The organism is Clostridium sp. MCC353, assembly GCF_018785315.1.
Taxonomy (GTDB): domain Bacteria; phylum Bacillota; class Clostridia; order Lachnospirales; family Lachnospiraceae; genus CHH4-2.
Map to the genome: position 1 here is coordinate 82153 of NZ_WQPN01000127.1, position 19965 is coordinate 102117.

A 19965-nucleotide genomic window follows, 5' to 3' on the forward strand; every position below is an offset into this window, starting at 1 on the left:
GGAATATGGAGTTAGTGAGAGATAAAACAAAGCATGATACCTATATGAATTCTACTCTTCAGAAGATGTTTAAGCGCGGAGAGCTGAGGAGGGATCATCCACAGCAGAGAAAAGCGGATCAATGGGATATCCAGACCAGGGATGGGTTTGTGGCAACTGTCATCAAGCACGAGGATATAGATTCCATCAAAATATGCGAACAGCTTGGAAAGAATGGTGTGACCTTATGGCTGATCGACGGATTACAGAGATTAACAACCCTGGAAAAATACCGCAATGGAGTTTTCAAACTGGGAAAGTCAGTGGAGATGCCTATCGTACACTACCAGGTGGCAAAAAAGGGCGGGAAGGATGAACTTCTGACGGATGATGAAGGAAATCTGATGTACGAGAGCGTACAGTATGATTTGAGGGGAGCCGGATATGAGGATCTTCCGGAAAAACTGAAAGAAGAGTTTGATAACTACCCGGTGGATGTAGTCAAGCATCTGGACTGTACCGATGAAGAGATCGGCTACCATATTCGCAGGTACAATCATCAAAAATCCATGAATGCGACACAGAGCAGCATTACCTATATGGATTCGGTTGCAAGATATGTTAAGAATCTATCAGGCGGACACCGGTTTTTTAAAGACTGTGGTAACTATACTGCCAACGAAAAAAAGAAAGGTGTGATCGACCGTGTGATTTCCGAATCAGTAATGGCCATGTTTTTTATCGATCATTGGCAGAAACAGAGCAAAAAGATGGGAGAATACTTAAATGACCACGCAGGCAGGGAAGAATTCGAATTATTGGAGGAGAATCTGGACCGGCTGAAGGAAATTATTGATGAAGATTTGGGGCAGATGTTCAACAGCAAGAATTCTTTTATTTGGTTTACCCTGTTTTATAAATTCACCAAACTGGGGATTGATGATCGTAGATTTGCGGAATTTCTCCGCGAGTTTATGAACCGGCTGCATGAAATGAAGCTTCCCCAATATGATAATCTGTCTTTTGACAGCTTGGATGCCAATAAATCCACAAAGGATAAGAGCATCATAATGAAAAAACTGAATTTACTGGAATGTCTTATGTTAAATTATCTTCAAAGGGAGGAGTCCGCATTCTCCGCATTCCCGGATGAAGGCGCCGCAGGTTTGGCCGGTTTTGTCAGGGATAATGTGAGTATGGATATCACAGAGTATGATATAGACCAATATATGGAAGTGCTGGAGGATTTGACATTAAATGTGGACAACTCCTCTAAACTGCTGGATGAAAAAAACAGGATGTCGCTGATTGCAATGACAGCCTATTCATTCCAGGCGGATATTGACCTGGATGACTGGATTGTGGACTTTTTTAAACGGAAGAAGACCTATATTAATGACCAAAAGGAGAATTATTTGGATATGAAAGCTGATTTGCTGAACTATATAAAAAGGCATTAAGGAAGAACCGTTAAAGAGTGAACTATTAAAATATGACAGGAGGAGCCGGCAATGGAAAAATTAAAACCATGTCCTTTTTGTGGAGGAAAAGCTTTGTTTTGTATTAAAGAGAACAGGACAACGAATTGCGGTGTAGGATTTGTTTTTGAGGTGGAATGTGAGGCATGCAGGATGAAACTGCCCGGCAGGTATGTTGTAGACTTTAATTTACAGTCCGAATCAGGAGAGATCGATATTCTGAATGACAGAAGACAGGCAGCAATTGAAGCATGGAACAGGAGAGCAGATTGAAAGGCTGGCACATATTTTATATAGTATTGAAATTCTGCCGGCAGGGAAATAAAAAACCCCGGATTCAATTAAGAATCAAGGGTCTGCATTCATCGGAGTAACAGGATTTGAACCTGCGACCTCTCGGCCCCCAGCCGAGCGCGCTACCAAGCTACGCCATACTCCGTATGTCTTGTGTTATTATAGCAAATGAATTGCAGATTGAAAAGAGGAATTTTAAAAAAATTTAAATTTATTTTTCTTTTTATCAGGTGACTGATTTCAAAATACCGCCACGGGCCGCCAAAAAAGTATGTTTTATAAGGGATTTCCGATAGAAGACTTCACAATTGTTTCACAATTTTTACAAACTTTAGTCACAAAATATCGGTATATTATGTACATCAACAGGTTAACAAACCTTTTACATAGATTCTTTTTCATACTCTGGGGCAGTTCCGTATGGGGACTGCCCTCCTCCTTTTAGCTGGAAATGGGATCAGGAGGCATTGGGGTATGATAGAAAGGGAAGGGTTCATGATTTAGCGGAAATCTGAACTATCAATCTGAAATATCGCAGATGACTGAGATTGCAGGAATTAACTATTTATGATATTGTATTTACTAAAGCATGGTTGAAATTATTTTCCCTCAGAGCTGGGTTTTGTCCAGGGGGAAAGTGAATTTTAAACAGTCCATAGAATTGGATAGGATGTCCGGAGGTATGATATGAAAGCAATTATAAGTTTTGATTTGGATATGACATTATTGGATCACGGGACATGGACCATTCCGGGCAGCGCGTTGGCGGCCCTGGACCAGCTTCGTAAAAATCATATTATTGTCCTCGCCACCGGGCGCGATATGGATAATTATTACAGCCGCCCCTTTACTGATATGGTGAAACCGGATGCGATTATACATATGAACGGCACGAAAATTACGGTAGGTGGCAAGCTGATCTATGAACATTATATGGAGCAGGAACTGCTGCAGAACGTGATGGAGTATGCAGAAAAACAAGGGCACAGCATCGGCGTTACCATAGGGGATGATGATTATTATATACATCCGGAAAAAGTGGTGGAGCATGATATGAGACGCTGGAATGAATCCGGCAGGAATTTTAAGGATCCCAGCAGGCTGTTAACTCTGGGAGTGCGGACTCTGGCCTATATCGGGGATGAGACGGGGGCAAGAGACATGGAAGCCCGGTTCCCTGAACTGAAGCTGCTCATGTTTGCCGGGCGCTGTGGGGCTGATGTGGTGGAAAAAAAGGCGTCTAAGGCCCAGGGCCTGATCCGGCTTTGTGAATATTATAATATTCCTATGGAACATACCTTTGCGTTTGGAGACAGCATGAATGATTATGAGATCGTAAAACAGGCGGGAACCGGAATTGCCATGGGGAATGCGCTGCCGGAATTAAAGCAGGCAGCCGATTACGTGACCTCTTCCGTGGATCAGGATGGAATTTGGAACGCCTGCAAACATTTTGGGCTGGTGGAATAAGGGGGCTTGACGCTGCGTTCTTTATGTATTTTCACGCCGCTTGAACGGTTGCCTAAAAAATCCTTTTAAAAATCCTTTCTCATACATCTTGCTTTTTTGCCATATTGTGGTACAATAAACTCCATGGGGATGTAGCTTAGCTGGGAAAGCGCTACGTTCGCAACGTAGAGACCGCGGGTTCGAATCCCGTCATCTCCATTTGAGCAAGCAGATCCGGACTCATTCTTGGGTTCGGATTTCTTTTTATCTGTTCTATTCAAAAATTTGGGTCCGGATTCTTTTGCAAGGGTGCGGATTTTGCATTATCAGCCCCATGTTCATCTGCTTATCAGAATTTTCCTGAACTTTTATTTTTTCAGTCTGTCCTGGGTTCCTGGATGAAATACGGCAATTTTTCTGGACAGGTGTTCCTGTGCTTTCATTCCTATATTTGGAATACCCGTCCTTAAAAAATAAATGGTCAGATGGATTTCCCTATGATATAATTGTCTCATGTGTAAAACACCTGGAACGGGAATGAGGTTATGACAGGTGGATGCCGACATACCTTTTACCGGGTCTGCCGGTATTTTTATTATATTTTATTTAAGGAGAGCTTTATGTTAAGGATTGTTGAACGTATCAGACATACAGGCCAGCCGTATACGAATAAGCAGAAGTTTATGGTGCTTGGCTTGCTCCCCACATTTTTTATGATTGCCGGGCTGTTTTTGCAGCCGCCGGCCAGTATAGTGGAAGGGATTATTACGATAATCAGGGAGCCGGATTTCCTGATTACGGATTACATTGCGATCGGCGGAGTCGGGGCCGCCCTGATCAATGCCAGTCTTTTGACTTATATGTGCATTGGTATTGTCTATTTTTTAGGAATGGAGATGGATGGGCATACCATTACTTCCAGTTTCCTGATGTTCGGTTTCTCTCTGTTTGGAAAAAATATTCTGAATATCTGGACCATTTTGCTGGGCATCTGGGTATATTCCAAATACCACAAAACGTCTGTTACCCGTTATATTTATATCGGTTTTTATGGAACCAGTTTGTCACCCATCATTACGCAGGTGATGCAGATTTGGGACCTGCCGGTGAGCGTAAGGCTGCTTCTCAGTTTATTTGTAGGGGTCAGCATCGGATTTCTGCTTCCGCCCTTATCCACTCATGTGTATTATACCCATAAGGGATATTCGCTTTATAATGTGGGGTTTTCTTCCGGTATCATTGCTACGGTGATCATTTCCCTGTTTAAATCATTCGGTATTAAGACGGAGAGCCGGTTGATATGGGCGACAGGATATAATGAGCTGTTTATCGTTCTGCTGACCATCTTTTTTATGGGGCTGATTATTGCGGCAGTGGCCTCATCACCCCATGTATTTGAACGATACCGCCATATTTTATCCACCTATGGATTGGGCGGAACCGATTATGTGAAAAGCGAGGGGCTGGCCCCGGTTCTCATGAATATGGGAATTAACGGTTTATTTGCAACCGCTTTTGTCGCTATGATCGGAGGGGATTTGAATGGGCCGACCCTTGGCGGAATCTTTACAATCGTCGGTTTCAGCGCCACGGGCAAACATCTGCGCAATATTGTGCCCATCATGATGGGCGTATGGCTGGCCAGTTTTTTAAAGACCTGGAACATTACGGATCCGTCTCCTATGCTGGCTCTGCTGTTTTCCACCACGCTGGCGCCCATTGCAGGAGAGTTCGGAGTGTTTGCCGGCCTTCTGGCGGGATTCCTGCACTCTTCCATGGCGCTCAATGTGGGGAGCGTGTATGCGGGCATGAATTTGTATAACAACGGTTTTGCCGGAGGTATCCTGGCGGCGTTTATGGTTCCGGTGATTTTATCCATCCGGGACAGAAAGGCCCGGGCGAAAGGAAATATTTCGCTGTAAACATGTGCTTATATGAGAATCCCCTGAGCCGGTTTTTTGACCGGTTTGGGGGATTTTTAACGTGAAAAATTAGTCAAGCAGGATAACGGTTGCACCTTTTCCATTTCTTTATTATAATCCTTATTAGTGAAGAGGAGGGCTTGTATATGGCAATTAAATATGATCTGATTATTATTGGCGCGGGGCCGGGCGGATATACGGCGGCGCTTAAAGCGGCTGGATTCGGCATGAAAGTCGCTGTGATAGAAAAGGAAAAACTGGGCGGGGTATGTTTAAACCGCGGCTGTATTCCTACAAAAGCTTTGCTCCATGCCTCCAGCATTTTTTCCATGCTCCAAAGGTGCGATGATTTTGGGGTTTCGACGGATTTCATCTCTTTTGACTTTGGCAAGATACAGGATTATAAAAAGAGGGCGGTGAAGAAATACCGGGATGAGATACACAGCCTGTTTGAGAAAAACCACATCGACCTGATAACAGGAACCGCGACAATCAGAAGAAATAAGACGGTTGAAGTCAGAAGTGTGGATGGAAAAGACTATTATGAAGCAGATTATATCATTATAGCGACGGGCGCCAAGCCGTCCAGCATTCCGGTTCCGGGGGCTGATCTGCCGGGAATTTTAAACAGTGACCGTCTGCTGGCCGCATCCAACTGGAATTTTGACCGCCTGACCATTATTGGCGGGGGCGTAATCGGTGTGGAGTTTGCAACCATTTTTAACTCGTTGTGCTCTAAGGTGACGATTATCGAAAAAGGAAGCCATCTGCTGGGGCCGATGGATGAAGTTGTGGCAAAGGAACTGGAAAAGGAGCTGCGGGAAAAGGGGATCACCATCTACTGCGACGCCACAGTGACCGGAATTACGGAAGAAGAGGGGCTGGTCTGTCATATACGTCATGAAGGCCGGGAGCTGAACATAAAATCGGGCCAGATCCTGATGTCCGTCGGCAGGAAACCGTGTATGGACGAACTGTTCGGAGCGGATGTGGAGTTTGAAATGAAAGACGGGAAGCTGGCGGTGGATTCGGAATTTATGACCAGCGAACCGGGAATTTACGCCATTGGGGATGTGATTGCGTCCATCCAGCTGGCCCATGTGGCAGCGGCACAGGGAACCTATGTGGTGGAAAAGATTGCGGGAAGGCCCCACGGAATCCGTTTGTCCGTAGTGCCAAACGGTATGTTCGCCCGGCTGCCCATTGTTCCCAACTGTATTTATACGGACCCGGAAATCGCTACGGTTGGAATTACGGAGGAGACCGCAAAGGAATTAGGGATGAAGGTGCGGTGTGGAAAATATTCCATGGATGGAAATGGGAAGTCGATCATAAGCAGAGAAGAGAACGGATTTATCCGCCTCGTGTTTGAAGCCTATTCCAATAATATCGTAGGCGCTCAGATCGTATGCCCGAGGGCCACGGATATGATTGGAGAGATGGCTACGGCCATTGCTAACGGCCTGACGGCGCAGCAGCTTTCCATGGCCATGCGGGCTCACCCGACTTACAGTGAGGGAATCGCGGCGGCCATTGAGGATGCGATGAGAGAAGGAGATGAATGAGTTTGAAAATAGCGGCATTTAACTGCAGAAAAGACGAACTTGAATTTTTTGAGCTGTTTGGCAGAAAATATGGAGTGGAGATTGTCACCTGTCCATACAGCCCGGCCGGAGCCAATTTGGAACTGGCAGAGGGGTGCCAGGCGGTGAGCGTGATTACGGTGCCGATTGACGGGGAAACCGTTGAGAAGTTTCACGAAAAAGGGATTCAAGTCATTTCCACCAGAACCGTTGGATTTGAGCACATTGACTGCAGGCGGGCATCGGAATTGGGGATTGTGGTTTCCAATGTGGGATATTCCGCCCATACGGTGGCTGAATATGCGGTGATGAGCATTTTGATGGCAGTTCGGAAGATGAAGGCGATTATGACCAGGTATATTGGACAGGATTACGGTCTCGAAGGAATCAGGGGCAGGGAGCTTTGCTCCATGACGGTGGGCGTGATCGGAACCGGACGGATCGGTGAGACCGTAATCCGCAATTTAAGCGGGTTTGGATGTCGGATTCTGGCCTATGACCTTTATCAGAAGGAAAGCGTGAAGCAGTATGCTTCCTATGTTACGCTGGAAGAGTTATGGAAACAGTGCGATGTGATCACCCTTCACACTCCGGCCACGGAGGAAACCCATCATTTGATCAGGAAAGAAACCATTGGTAAGATGAAGGACGGAGTGGTGATTGTCAATACGGCCAGAGGAGTCCTGATCCGGACGCCGGATTTGATTGAGGCGCTGGAATCGGGAAAGGTGGGGGCCGCTGCTCTCGATGTCATTGAAAATGAGGGAAAGATCTATTATAAAGATCATAAATATAAGCCCACGGGGCATCATGAAATGGCTGTGCTGAACGCGATGCCCAATGTTCTTATGACGCCTCATACCGCATTTTTTACGGATAAGGCGGTTGGGGATATGGTGGAACTGTCCATCAAGAGCTGTGTGGATACAATAAATGGCGGGGAGAATCCCTGGAGGGTAAATTAAATGGAAGTAACGAAACGGATTGAATGTTTGAGAGCGCTTATGTCGGAACGGGGGATTGATGCGTACCTGATTCCCACGTCTGATTTTCACGAATCCGAATATGTGGGCGGCTATTTTAAATGCCGTGAATATATGACGGGATTTACCGGTTCTGCCGGAACGGCGGTGATAACCGGCAGTGAAGCCCATTTATGGACAGACGGCCGGTATTTTGTACAGGCGGCCAGGGAACTGGAAGGCAGCGGTGTTATTTTGGAAAAAATGGGGCAGCCGGGAGTTCCTTCTGTGGAAGAGTATTTGCAGCAGGTTATGCCTCAAAACGGGGTGTTGGGATTTGACGGAAGGGTTATCAACTGCAGCCTGGGAGAAAGTCTTGGGGACGCATTGGAAGAGAAGAACGTGAGATTTTCATTTGAAGAGGATCTGGTGGGGATGATCTGGAAGGACCGCCCCCAACTCAGCGCCCAGCCGGTCTGGATACTGGAGGAAGCTTATGCCGGCATGCCGGCTTCCCATAAGCTGGCCAAACTTCGTGAGGAGATGAAAAAGGCCAGGGCGGATCTGCACATTCTGACCACCCTGGATGATATCGTATGGCTTCTCAATATCAGGGGAAATGATGTGCCCTGCAATCCGGTGGTTTTATCCTATGCCGCTGTTTCGGCGGATGAAATGATATTGTTCATCCAGGAACAGGTATTAAATCATGAGGTCCGGACCTATCTGTCGGGTCTGGGTGTGTCGGTGAAGCCGTATGAGGATGTGTACGAGTTTGTGAAATCATGCCGGAACAAAGCGGTCCTTCTGGAAAAAGGAAAGGCTAATTTCGCTGTCTGCAGTTTGCTGGATTCCTCCAACAAGATCATCGACAGCATGAATCCAACGGTTATGGCAAAAGCGGTAAAGAATCCGGTAGAAGTGGAAAATATGAAGAGAGCGCATATCAAAGACGGCGCTGCCATGGTCAAATTCATCTGCTGGCTGAAGAAAAACATCGGAAAAATCCCTATGGATGAAGTGAGCGTATCGGATTATCTGGAAACATTGAGAAAGGACCAGGGATGTCTGGATCTGAGCTTCTCCACCATATCCGCTTATGGTGCCAATGCGGCTATGTGCCATTATCATGCGGAGAAGGAAACCTGCGCGGTTTTGGAACCCAGGGGGCTTTATCTGGTGGATTCAGGCGGACAGTATTATGAGGGAACGACGGATATTACCAGGACGGTTGCCCTGGGGCCGGTGAGTGAGGAAGAACGGAAACATTTTACCCTGGTTGCCATGAGCATGCTGCGGCTGGGAGATGTGAAATTCATGTATGGATGCAGAGGGCTGAACCTGGACTATGTGGCTCGGGAGCCCCTTTGGAGAGAAGGGCTGAACTTCGACCACGGCACGGGCCATGGCATCGGATATCTGCTCAATGTCCATGAGCGCCCCAACGGAATCCGCTGGAAAATGGTGCCGGAGCGCCAGGACAGCTGCGTGATCGAGCCGGGAATGATCTGCTCGGACGAACCGGGCATCTATATAGAAGGGAGCCACGGAATCCGGACGGAAAACCTGATCCTCTGTGTGGAAGATGAGGAAAATGCATTCGGAAAGTTCCTGAAATTCCAGTATTTAACTTATGTGCCCATTGATCTGGATATAATCGATAAGAATTTGATGGATAAACGGGATATTGAGCTGTTGAATGAATACCACAAGGCTGTTTATGAAAAAATCTCTCCTTATTTGACTGAGGAAGAGGCAGAATGGCTGAAGGTGAATACGAGAGCGATATAGGGGAGTGTGGGAAACAGGGCTGCTGTGCAGCCCTGTTTTTTTGGGCGGCAAGGGCCGGGGGAGATTTGCGGTAGGGCTGGGGAAGATTTGTAGCAGGGCCGTGGAAGATTTGCGGCAAGGGCCGGGAAAGATTTGCAGCAGGGCTTGGGAAGATTTGCGAAAGAGCCGGAAATCGGGTGGCAGCAGGAACCGTTGGAGAAATATGATCCAACAGGCTTAAAAGCGGACACCCGGACAGCGTCCCCGTCTGATAAGCCTCTGCCTGGATCGATATTTTGTTAAATATTATTAAGGTTCAAGATAAGGAAGATCAACCAGGGTGTAATCGTGTTCTACATAGGGCAGGAACCGTTCCAAAAGATCCCTGGTTTTCACACGGATGCTGGAAGTATTGATACAGGGATGGCAGCCGATATATTCATGATTTTCTACCACATCTTTATCGATCAACAGCCGGACTCTTTTATTTTTATCGTTCATCAGGCCCAGTACGCTGACGGAGCCGGGGGTGATGTCCAGAAATTCTTTCATGTATTCAGGCGCTGCAAAAGACAGGCGGGAACAGCCGATCTGTTTGGTAATAACCGCGGTTTTGAATTTTTTACTGCCGGGGATCATGAGCAGATAAAAGTCTGTTTTCTGGGCATTGCAGAGAAACAGGTTTTTGCAGATTTCAATATCCAGCAGTTTGTCCACATCATGACAGTCTTCAATGGTCGCGGTGGGAGAATGATCCAGCCGTTGGTATGTAATATTAAGCTGATCCAGCAGATCATAGGTGCGTATTTCTTTTAAAAGCCGTCCGTCCGTATTGACAGGTCTTCCGGTATATAAAACAGGATCCAGGTAAAAAGTATCCTGTAAAGGTTCAGCAGCGCTCATGATGGCACCTCCTAAATGTATTTTAGGATTTATTATACAGAATTAGGAGGAAAATGCAAGTGGTTTATCAGGATGGAGAATCTGTTGTGGGAGGACAGGAAGCGGGAGAATTGTGGGAGGCTGAGGATAGATAGGGATTATACATTTTAAAAGCACAAATAAGATTAAAAAAAGTTTAAGAATCGCAACAGTTCAGACCTGTCCGAACTGTTACTGAAAATCGATTAAAAAGGTATGTTTAATATGGAAAAGATTGCGCTTGACTGAGGAATCGATTATAATTATCAGATTGAAAGTAACAGACAGACGCTGTTTATATAAGTAATTATGGTGATGCGAATCATTTAAGTGTAACAGGTCAGACGGCAGGGAAATGAATAAAGAAAGCAGCGTTAAGCCTGCTCGTAAGCAGCTTCCCTTATAAGTTTTTACGCCGGATGGATAACCGAAGTTTCCTGACTGGCTTTTTCGGTCAAGAAAATCAGCCGTCTGAACAGTTACTTTTATATTTAGGATAACAGGAGAAGATATCATGGATGAGAAGAAGAAAAAAAGTAAGTGTCCGGTGTTTAAGCAGTGCGGAGGATGTCAGTATCTGGACATGCCTTATGAAAAACAGCTGGCGTTAAAACAGGAAATGCTGGAAAAACTGCTGAAAAAACACTGCAAAGTAAATAAAATTATTGGGATGAAAAATCCGTATTTTTATAGAAATAAAGTCCACGCCGTGTTCGGACATGCAAAAGGAAATGCGGTTTCCGGCATTTACAAAGAAGGAACGCATATTCTTGTTCCGGTGGAAAAATGCTGGATTGAGGATGAAAAGGCGGATGAGATCATCGGTACGATCCGTGGAATGCTGAAATCATTTAAAATCAAAACTTATGATGAGGACAGCGGTTACGGCCTTCTGCGTCATGTTTTGGTGAAACGGGGCTTTGCCACAGGGGAAATCATGGTGGTGCTGGTTACCGCATCCCCCATTTTCCCGTCCAAGAACAACTTTGTAAAGGCGCTCAGGACAAAGCATCCTGAAATTACCACGATTATCCAGAATGTAAATGACAGAAATACCAGCATGGTGCTGGGAGACAAGGAAAAGACGCTGTTTGGCAAAGGATATATTGAGGACGTGCTCTGCGGCTGCCGTTTCCGAATCTCTTCGAAGTCATTTTACCAGGTCAATCCGGTTCAGACGGAGGTGCTTTATAAAAAGGCCATTGAACTGGCCGGGCTGACCGGCAGGGAACGGGTGATCGACGCCTACTGCGGGATCGGTACAATTGGAATCATAGCCAGCCAAAAAGCCGGACAGGTGATCGGAGTGGAGTTAAACAAGGACGCGGTTAAGGATGCGGTCGAAAATGCGAAATGCAACGGCATAAAAAATATCCAGTTTTACTGCAATGATGCTGGAAAATTCATGGTGAATATGGCGGAGCAGGGAGAAAAAGCGGATGTCGTGTTCATGGACCCGCCGAGAAGCGGCAGTACGGAGGAGTTTATTGATTCTCTGGCTAAAATGGGACCGGAGAAGGTAGTCTATGTATCCTGCGGACCGGAGACGCTTGAGAGGGATTTGAGGTTTTTTGAGAAGAAGGGGTTTAAGGCGAAGGAGGCGTGGGGGGTGGATTTATTCCCGATGACTTCTAGCTGCGAAGTTTGTTGTCTTTTAGAGAAAAAGTAAACAATTGTATTTTAAATTTGGCTTTTTTGTTATAGGCGCATAGTAGAAAAGATATTAATAATACAGAGGAATGAATATGAAACTTGGAAAAGCGTTTGAGCTATTTGTAAAACACATTCTTATAAGCGTAGGGTTTTCTGACGTGAAATCCGATGGATTATATATTTTTGATGGAGCTCCTGGTCAAATGATTCAAGGGTTAGGGGAAGCACATAATGCAGATGTATTATTGGAGCCTCCAGCCCAAACTCCTTTTTATTCTTGTACAAGGTTGTTAATTGAATGTAAAGACTACCGCAAGAAAGTAGGTTTGAATACGATAAGAAGTACATTGGGTTTGAGAGAGGATATTAATAATTTTGACATTGTAGATGTAAATAGACTCATGGCTAGAAGGAGGCAAAATAGAGCGGGAATTGTCTATCCCTATGAACGTTACACTTATCAAGTTGCAGTTGCTTCACTCAACGGATTTACTGTTCAAGCGCAAGAGTTTGCAGCAACGCATAGAATTCCTTTGCTGGAATTCGATAAAATGCCTTTTTGGAGTGATTTTTGGATGCTGCTTGGTTATGATAATGATTCTATTGGTGATAGTATAAGGGGACATAGAATACCTGCTGTGCATATGACTGAAAATCAAATCATTGAATTCGCTAATGAAATCGGGAGACGTATGGCTGTTGCTGTAACAAATTCAGGTCAATTGTTGTTTTTATACCGGGTAACAGGGGGAAATAATGATTTTTCTGACTCATATACATTGCATTGGAGTAATCCATCTCATCCCTGGGAACTGCAATCAGGGAATCAAGTATATTTATTTCAACTTCCTAAAAGTATCATGAAGCTATGGTTAGAAAATTCTACAAATGATCTTGAACTAAAAAAAGAGGCTATTAACTGTAAGGCAGGTTTTTTATCAAGTATGATTGTATATTATTCGCACCATTATCTGCCGACTGCGAAAATGATTTCAATTGATAAATATGACTTGGAACGAGCCAGACAAAATTTATAGAGATGAGCTAAAATGGGGAGAGGAGAGCCGTTTATGTCAAAAAGGAAAACAGACATTACAATACACAGCTCTGCCGCGGAGTATTTGACTTACGTGGCTTCAGTAGGGGATAGCAACGATAGCTTTGAAATGCGTTATGAGGATGAAAATATCTGGTTGACGCAAAAAATGCTTGCGACTTTATATGATGTAGATGTGCGTACAATCAATGAACATATCAAAAAAATTTATACAGATGAAGAACTGACACAGGAGTCAACTATCCGGAAATTCCGGATAGTTCAAACAGAAGGTTCACGGCAAGTGAACCGGGAAGTGATTCACTATAACCTGCAAATAATCATTGCCGTTGGCTTTAAAGTGAACAACGACCGTGCCGTAAGATTCCGCAAATGGGCTGGTCAGATTGTCAAGGATTATACAATTCAGGGCTGGACGATGGACAAAGAGCGCCTGAAAAAAGGGCATATGTTCACCGATGAATATTTTGAACGTCAGTTGGAAAATATTCGTGAGATACGCCTATCTGAGCGCAAGTTTTATCAAAAGGTTACAGATCTCTATGCCACAGCGTTTGATTACGACAAAGATGCCAAGACTACCCGGCAGTTTTTCAAAATGGTACAGAATAAGTATTCCAACTTCCGTTATATTCCGATTCTATCACATTAGATGCTGAGAACACAAGGCAAACAAGTCGTTTCCAGCATCTAATGACATGATTAGTCGGAATATTATTTGAGATCTAACCCGAGCAATTGGCGGATCATGTTGTCATTACCGTCCCACATTCTTTTTTCCGCCTCTGGCAATACCGGACGGCCTATCGCCTCCGCTTTTTCAATCGCTTTGCGTTTCATTTCTGTATCAGCACGGGCATAGATTAAAGTTGTCTCTGGATCATTATGCCCAAGCCATTCAGAAATAAGTGATAGCGGCATCCCTGATCGATATAGGCTCATAGCTCTGGATTTTCGGAACATATGAGGATGGACATTATTCGGAACATCCGGGCATATGACTTTGGCCTGCCTGCCATACTTTCGAAAAAATCTAGCCACGTTATCATCCGACATTTGATTTTTTTCGCCGCGATGGATGGTATAAAACATAGGGGCGGTTTTATCTCCAAAAGGGTGGTACAGTTTTACGTATTTTTGAAAATGGTCAATCGTGGTTTGATTAATCGGCACATACCTCGGCTTATTTCCTTTCCCTAAAAGATAGACTACTTTTCTTTTTATATCTATATCGCACAACCGCAGAGATAGCATCTCGCAATCACGCGCCGCAGAATCAAACATCAGTGTCATAAAAAAAGTATCGCGCACCCCCATTTTTCCGGAGGTATCCGGCTGGCTGAGGATTACAGAAACTGTCTCCGGTGACATGAATTCTAAGACAAACGATTTATCAGGCTCCTTTTTCAGATGAATTCTCTTAAGTTCCGCCAGATGGATAACAAGCGTCGGATCAAACTCCGCAGCATATCGAAAAAATGAGCGGATGCGTGATAACCGGTGATTTCTGGTTGCTGGTTCCCAGTTTTTTTCTGTTTCCATTTTGTCAAGGAATCCTGTTACTGTTTGGTAGTTAAAATCAGCAAAGTCAAGCTTTTCCAGTCTTTTTCCAGTCGACACACAGATATAGGGAAGCAACATGCCCCATATATGCACTCAGATATGGGAGCCATGTGTTTAAGTCTTTTCCCTCTTCGAGCCAGCACATCAATACTCTTGACGCATAATTGTGTCGGAGATCATATGGGACACATACCCCTCGGTCATCTCCATTTCCGCTCATCTTCCAGCATCGGTGGAAAGTTTGCGAAAGCCATGAGTTTGAGTATGCACCGCCTGAAGGAGACTGAAAAAAGTATTTCCTGCCGGTAATAGACGTATTGGCAATCCCATCGTACTTTTTGCACAGTTCCATCGTGTTAGTATCAACAGCCAGTTTTCGATCCTTCCTGTGTTTTCCCTCTGCGATATAGATTGTTTTATCTGCGAAATTAAAATCTATACGACGAAGATTCCGTACTTCCTGCGGGCGCATTCCACAGGAGTATTGCAGCCGGAAAATGACAGGAACTGTGTACTCAAGCAGCGGATTTCTATAAAGACGGTAACCATCTGTGGCACGAAAGAAATTTTCCAATTCATTATCTGTTAGAATATATGGCGGAACAGGCTTTGGGGTAGGAAAAAACATCTGCGGCATAATATAAGCCGGTTCTCCAGCCAGGGACAGATATCTGCCCAGGTTTCGGAGGATACATGCCCTTTTCGTAGCGCTTGCGCCTTTTCCCCGAGCATCATTGCACCAGGCAAATGCAAGATTTTGAGTGAGGGAAATTTCATCGGGATAATTTTGCAGGCAAAACCGGTCAAAGTGTTTAAGGTGTTTTTGGTAGTCCGATATCTCACGGTCCATTCGCTTTCTATGCTCCAGAAAGCTGCTTATGTGCCCTGCCAATCTGCTTTGAAATTCATAGTTCATGATAATCCCTCCTTGCCTGTCGCGTATCTGGAAATATCCAAGCAGCAGACCCGAAGTGAATCGTCATCCAATGCTATATATTTTTTAGCGGATTCAACACATTCACTCTAAATAAATCCCGGTTTGTCTTACTAAAGAATTTATGATGATATTGATCTAAATAATAAAATGACACCAGGGGGGAATTCTGTCCTTCTGGTGTCATAAGGTATGTGACGCGATGGCGCTTGAAAAGAACATCCCATTACAAGTTAATTGATAATTAAAGAAGAAAGAATAAGAACATGCAGGAATAAGGATATTTGTTGACAGCCTATGTCCGCCGCATAGAATTTGACGGGTGTTATACAGGCAAGGCAGGGGGTGAAGTGATGGAGCACTTCTGAACATTTTGTCCAGTGGCAACGAATTTAGGGAGTTAATTGACACAAACAAAAACAGGGCCATCCTTGAAGTCGTAATTTTGAGATGCTATACTATATCTGCTGGAGAACAGTAAAATCTTTAATTCTTGTTTGTCAGGGAGTTGTACAAATCGGGATTGAAAGGACAGATAGTATGATTACAACAAAAGATTTTCCATTAAACCGTTTCAATTTTTCAAATCTCATTGAACATATTAGAACAGAAAGGTTGATACCAAATATAATTACTGATAATGAAACAGGAATAGAATTTTATGGGGCGGATACCATTTCAAAAAAGGCACTAATCGATTTGCTTGAAAAATTTAATATGATTGATAATCTTGCTCAACAAGACAACAGACAAGAATATGAAAAGCACACACAACTTGATATTAAAAACTTTCAATTTGAACCGTCATGGGTAGAAATTACTCCTGACAATATTACCGTTGGATATGTTGGCATTTATATGAACTCTGATTTCAAATTAACCTTTTCAAAAATCAACGGTGAATGGGTTTTGATGAAATAACAATTCCAGTTTATCGGGCTGATTAAGGACGTCATAGGCGGATAATGCGTCCTTGCCAGACAGACGTTACAGGAGAACAATCATGACTTATGAAGAAATGAAAAGGCAGTTAGCTGCTTATAATTGGGATGATGGATTTGACTTGCCGCAAAAAATTATTTCTGATAAAAACTGCGACTTAGCTATGGCATTAGAAGTTTTTTATCTTGGAGATGGCTTTACATATTTTTTGACATATGCACACAACATTGGAGGGACAAAAGAATGGTTCTGCTTTATAGACAATTTGTATGAAGCAATTAGAACTGGCAGATATGTAAAATCAGAACATCATTACACAATCCCATTGAACCAGGTACAGCGATATAAGATGGGGATAAATAATATACCAAATGTATTTTTAGAAGATGTTTAATTCTGGTTTGCTGGGCTGGCAATGGTGTTGTGCATTTTCAGCCCGACTATGGGAAAAAGAAGAAATCAACTTTGTGAAAATAAAGAAAAATGGAGCATATAGTATGGAAAAAATTCTTCTGGTTGAGGACAACCCCGCTGCCTCAGAACGAATCAGGAACTTCATTCAAAAAATAGATCCCGGATACGAGGTCATCGTCTTTCCGATGGCGGGGGAGGCCTATTCCTATGCCTGCGTGAATCACGTTTCCCTGTTTATTTTGGATATACAGCTGGCCGATTACAAAGGGACGAATCTTGCGAGGCAGCTTCGGGTGCTGGAGGCATATAAGTACACCCCGATTCTGTTTGAAACAGCGCTGGCCGGAGAGGAGCTGACGGCATACCGGGATGTGCAGTGCTATGGATTTTTGATCAAGCCTTTTACAGAAACAGAATTCCGGGAGGCATTTAGCAGCGCTATCGGCTTATCCAGACAGCTTCGTCCCGCCGGGAAAAAGCTTTGCCTTGAGCAAAAGCAGTTTATTTTAGAGTATGACGTGTCCAGTATTGTGTATCTGGAGGCCTATGGCAAAAAAATAGTCATTCATACCGACAGCCCGCAGCTTGGGCAGAAGCAGGATACCATTTCGGGGTATTCCCTGGCGCGGCTGCTGGATATGCTGAACGATCCGTCTTTCATCCAATGCCATAAAAGCTATCTTGTTAACCGGAGCTATATAGAAAAAATCAACAAAACGGACAGGCAGATTGTGCTTAGAAACCACAGCGAAACCATTCCTGTGGGGACAAAGTACCAGTCTGCGCTATGGTGAACGGCATGGATACAATCTTAAAACTGCTGCAAATACTGCTGGACGCGGGACTGATTTTGCAGTGCTGTCAGGCCGTCTTTAAACAAAGAGAGGACAGGGAGAAAAAAGACTTCCTGCTGTTACCCATCATTACGATTTTTTTTATGGCAGCGAGAGCGGAGCTGTCGGTTGGAAGCAGTCCGTCAGGACCACAGTTTGCCGCAGAAGGGTATGAAATTGCGCCCTCCAATAATGTGGTATTGCTGCTGATCCTGATCCTGCTGATTTTACTGATGAACAGCGTCTATTATAAATTACCGGATAATGGCTGGGCGTTTTGCGGAACCATGGCAGTTGTTTCACTTTACCTGCTGGTTCGGACCGTAAGTATGGCCCTGCTCTCCCTTTGCGGCATATCGGGAAATGGAATCCTGATCGGCAGCAGGCTGTTGTCGCTTCTATTTATCTTCCTTCTGTCCTGTACAGACGCCTTTGACCGGGTCAGAGATACGATCAAAGATGGCGGCTTTACTGCAAGGCTTGTATCTGCCAATATTGGAATTGTCCTGATTATGGCCCTCTCCATTTTTTCCTTCGATATCAGCCGTTTTATGGGGCATTTAAGAATCATCGGCGGGATTCTGCTGTTCTGTCTTCTGGCTGACGGTGTGCTGCTGCATTACAATCAGCGGAGAATCCAGGAGCGGAAGTACATCCAGATGATAGAACAGTATGTACCGATTGTGGAGGAATTGATTTCCCAGGTCAGGGCGCGTCAGCATGAATTTAACAACCGTATGATGTCCATCGAATCCGCCGTAAGCTCTGCCGCAACACTGGAAGAGGCGAAAGAAAATGTGGCGGCATTGATGAAAGGGATATCGCTCTCCCCCAGGGACCGCGACTTGCTGGTCTGTGACAGTAAAATAATCGCAGGAATGCTGTATGGCAAAGTAAAACAGGCTGAGTTTTTAGAGATCAGCATAGAACTTGACTTTCAAGGTCTGTTTAAGAAAAGCGCCACACCGGAGACCGAATGGATTGAGGTGATCGGTATCCTGCTTGACAACGCGCTGGAAGCTTCTGCGGCCGGGGATACCGTTTATTTGAAAACCCGCCAGGAGGACCGATATCTGGAATTAACCGTGTGGAATCCGGCAGCGCCTTTGTCCAATACGGAATTTATGAAACTGTTTGGCAAAGGCGTTACCACGAAACAGGATCGGTCTTTCCACGGTTTTGGGCTCTACAACGTGTTTAAGCTGGCGGAACGCTGCCATGGGAAAATTGTGACACGGAATGAAACAGTGGGTCAGAAGAATTATGTGGTCTTTGGCATTCTACTTCCGTAAGGCCGAATGCTAACGTATAGGTGAAGATTTGAGGTATAAACATGGGGTTTAAGGGAATGAAAATCATTTTGTTCCCCTAAACCCCACACTGGTTCCCGGCTTATTGATGTGACCCAAGCATACTGATATACTTGAAAAAAACAAGAAGGGAATGATTGTAATGCTCTATTTAATGAAAACGGAATGGAAAAAGGTCCGGGTGCCTGTATTGATGATAACGCTGCTTTTGACTGTAGTATCCTGTATTTTGACCTGTACGCTGGATAAGAGTTACCGGCTGTGGTTCCGGCTGGATTCCTGGGAAATCGGAACGGCATTTTTCGCCCTGCTGTTTCCCTTATTTGTCGTAATACCAGTGTGCTGGAATCTATATTATGAGCGGAAAAATAACTTTTTACTGTATGTGCTGCCGCGTGTCAAGCAGACAAGGTATTTGACCGCAAAATGGCTGGTCTATGCGTTATCTGCATTTTCAATCCTGTTCATCCCCCTGATGCTGTCGGCCGCCGCCGCATTATACGTGAATCAGCCGGTTCTTTATGAAAATGATTCCTTTAGCCATGTTCTGGTGGAAACCTATACTCAGGCGCCTCTGCTCTATGCATTTCTCCTGTCACTGTGGAAGGGAATAATTGGGGTCCTGGTTATGACCTTGGGGTTTGTCTTATCCATGTATGTAAAAAATATCTTTGTGATTCTGACAGGCCCGTTTATCTATCTGATACTGGAAAATTTTATTCTGTCCATCCTGCAGATACCCAAGTACCGGCTTGTTACAGCTTTTGAACCGACGAGTATGGCAGACGATGCGATCACGGTCGGTTCTATGATTGTAGGGCCTGTGCTGCAGGTCATCGTGATTATTGCTTCGGCGCTTTATTTGACGAGAATCAAAAAGGCTTCAGTGGCAGAGGGTTAG

General features: G+C 44.6%; 17 protein-coding genes, 2 tRNA genes and 1 pseudogene. 16 read left to right on the forward strand and 4 right to left on the reverse strand.

Going from position 1 to position 19965, the window contains the following annotated elements; genetic code table 11:
• Nucleotides 1-5 precede the first annotated feature (5 nt).
• Together GPL15_RS20495 and GPL15_RS20500 are read left to right on the forward strand one after the other, a co-directional pair.
• Nucleotides 6-1439, forward strand: a complete 1434-nt coding sequence (locus tag GPL15_RS20495) for a hypothetical protein (RefSeq protein WP_215700532.1) — start codon at nt 6-8, stop codon at nt 1437-1439.
• A 51-nt stretch (nt 1440-1490) separates the two neighbouring features.
• Nucleotides 1491-1730, forward strand: a complete 240-nt coding sequence (locus GPL15_RS20500; RefSeq protein WP_215700533.1) for a Lar family restriction alleviation protein — start codon at nt 1491-1493, stop codon at nt 1728-1730.
• Nucleotides 1731-1822: 92 nt separating this feature from the next.
• Here the strand turns inward: GPL15_RS20500 and GPL15_RS20505 are convergent.
• A tRNA-Pro gene (locus GPL15_RS20505) sits at nt 1823-1896 on the reverse strand.
• Nucleotides 1897-2438: 542 nt separating this feature from the next.
• Here GPL15_RS20505 and GPL15_RS20510 point away from each other — a divergent pair.
• The 6 genes from GPL15_RS20510 to GPL15_RS20535 all read left to right on the forward strand — a co-directional run bounded on the left by GPL15_RS20510 (nt 2439) and on the right by GPL15_RS20535 (nt 9458).
• The gene (locus tag GPL15_RS20510) at nt 2439-3221 is read left to right on the forward strand and encodes an HAD family hydrolase (protein WP_215700534.1); all 783 of its coding nucleotides are present in this window, start codon (nt 2439-2441) and stop codon (nt 3219-3221) included.
• Between the two features lie 125 nt (nt 3222-3346).
• Nucleotides 3347-3419, forward strand: a tRNA-Ala gene (locus GPL15_RS20515).
• 401 nt (nt 3420-3820) lie between these two features.
• The gene (locus GPL15_RS20520; RefSeq protein ID WP_215700535.1) at nt 3821-5122 is read left to right on the forward strand and encodes a DUF1576 domain-containing protein; all 1302 of its coding nucleotides are present in this window, start codon (nt 3821-3823) and stop codon (nt 5120-5122) included.
• A 146-nt stretch (nt 5123-5268) separates the two neighbouring features.
• Nucleotides 5269-6687: a dihydrolipoyl dehydrogenase gene (gene lpdA, locus GPL15_RS20525; RefSeq protein WP_215700536.1), complete on the forward strand. Its 1419-nt coding sequence runs from the start codon at nt 5269-5271 to the stop codon at nt 6685-6687.
• Nucleotides 6688-6689: 2 nt separating this feature from the next.
• The gene (locus GPL15_RS20530; protein ID WP_215700575.1) at nt 6690-7670 is read left to right on the forward strand and encodes a D-isomer specific 2-hydroxyacid dehydrogenase family protein; all 981 of its coding nucleotides are present in this window, start codon (nt 6690-6692) and stop codon (nt 7668-7670) included.
• On the forward strand, nt 7671-9458 hold the full coding sequence (locus GPL15_RS20535; RefSeq protein ID WP_215700537.1) for an aminopeptidase P family protein: 1788 nt from the start codon (nt 7671-7673) through the stop codon (nt 9456-9458).
• Between the two features lie 288 nt (nt 9459-9746).
• Here the strand turns inward: GPL15_RS20535 and GPL15_RS20540 are convergent, their stop codons facing one another.
• Nucleotides 9747-10340, reverse strand: coding sequence for a prolyl-tRNA synthetase associated domain-containing protein (locus GPL15_RS20540; RefSeq protein ID WP_215700538.1), 594 nt, complete (start codon nt 10338-10340; stop codon nt 9747-9749).
• A gap of 532 nt (nt 10341-10872) precedes the next feature.
• Between GPL15_RS20540 and rlmD the strand changes: the two genes are divergently transcribed.
• The 3 genes and pseudogenes from rlmD to rhuM form a co-directional block, all read left to right on the forward strand.
• On the forward strand, nt 10873-12027 hold the full coding sequence (gene rlmD, locus GPL15_RS20545; protein ID WP_346345012.1) for a 23S rRNA (uracil(1939)-C(5))-methyltransferase RlmD: 1155 nt from the start codon (nt 10873-10875) through the stop codon (nt 12025-12027).
• Nucleotides 12028-12103: 76 nt separating this feature from the next.
• Nucleotides 12104-13048, forward strand: coding sequence for a hypothetical protein (locus GPL15_RS20550; protein WP_215700539.1), 945 nt, complete (start codon nt 12104-12106; stop codon nt 13046-13048).
• Nucleotides 13049-13081: 33 nt separating this feature from the next.
• Nucleotides 13082-13681: pseudogene (gene rhuM, locus GPL15_RS20555) on the forward strand (RhuM family protein); the annotation flags it as partial.
• 101 nt (nt 13682-13782) lie between these two features.
• Here the strand turns inward: rhuM and GPL15_RS20560 are convergent.
• Together GPL15_RS20560 and GPL15_RS20565 are read right to left on the reverse strand one after the other, a co-directional pair.
• Nucleotides 13783-14610, reverse strand: a complete 828-nt coding sequence (locus GPL15_RS20560) for a tyrosine-type recombinase/integrase (RefSeq protein ID WP_215700540.1) — start codon at nt 14608-14610, stop codon at nt 13783-13785.
• A 46-nt stretch (nt 14611-14656) separates the two neighbouring features.
• Nucleotides 14657-15547 carry a tyrosine-type recombinase/integrase gene (locus tag GPL15_RS20565; protein ID WP_215700541.1) on the reverse strand — a complete coding sequence of 297 codons (891 nt, stop codon included), beginning with the start codon at nt 15545-15547 and terminating at the stop codon, nt 14657-14659.
• A 558-nt stretch (nt 15548-16105) separates the two neighbouring features.
• On the opposite strand from GPL15_RS20565, the gene GPL15_RS20570 reads away from it, so the two are divergent.
• From GPL15_RS20570 to GPL15_RS20590, 5 genes are all read left to right on the forward strand, one after another.
• Nucleotides 16106-16486, forward strand: a complete 381-nt coding sequence (locus GPL15_RS20570) for a hypothetical protein (protein WP_215700542.1) — start codon at nt 16106-16108, stop codon at nt 16484-16486.
• Between the two features lie 82 nt (nt 16487-16568).
• On the forward strand, nt 16569-16901 hold the full coding sequence (locus GPL15_RS20575; protein WP_215700543.1) for a DUF4274 domain-containing protein: 333 nt from the start codon (nt 16569-16571) through the stop codon (nt 16899-16901).
• A 103-nt stretch (nt 16902-17004) separates the two neighbouring features.
• Nucleotides 17005-17715 carry a LytTR family DNA-binding domain-containing protein gene (locus GPL15_RS20580; protein ID WP_215700544.1) on the forward strand — a complete coding sequence of 237 codons (711 nt, stop codon included), beginning with the start codon at nt 17005-17007 and terminating at the stop codon, nt 17713-17715.
• A gap of 5 nt (nt 17716-17720) precedes the next feature.
• Nucleotides 17721-19046 carry a GHKL domain-containing protein gene (locus tag GPL15_RS20585; protein ID WP_252198530.1) on the forward strand — a complete coding sequence of 442 codons (1326 nt, stop codon included), beginning with the start codon at nt 17721-17723 and terminating at the stop codon, nt 19044-19046.
• Nucleotides 19047-19206: 160 nt separating this feature from the next.
• The gene (locus GPL15_RS20590; protein ID WP_215700546.1) at nt 19207-19965 is read left to right on the forward strand and encodes a hypothetical protein; all 759 of its coding nucleotides are present in this window, start codon (nt 19207-19209) and stop codon (nt 19963-19965) included.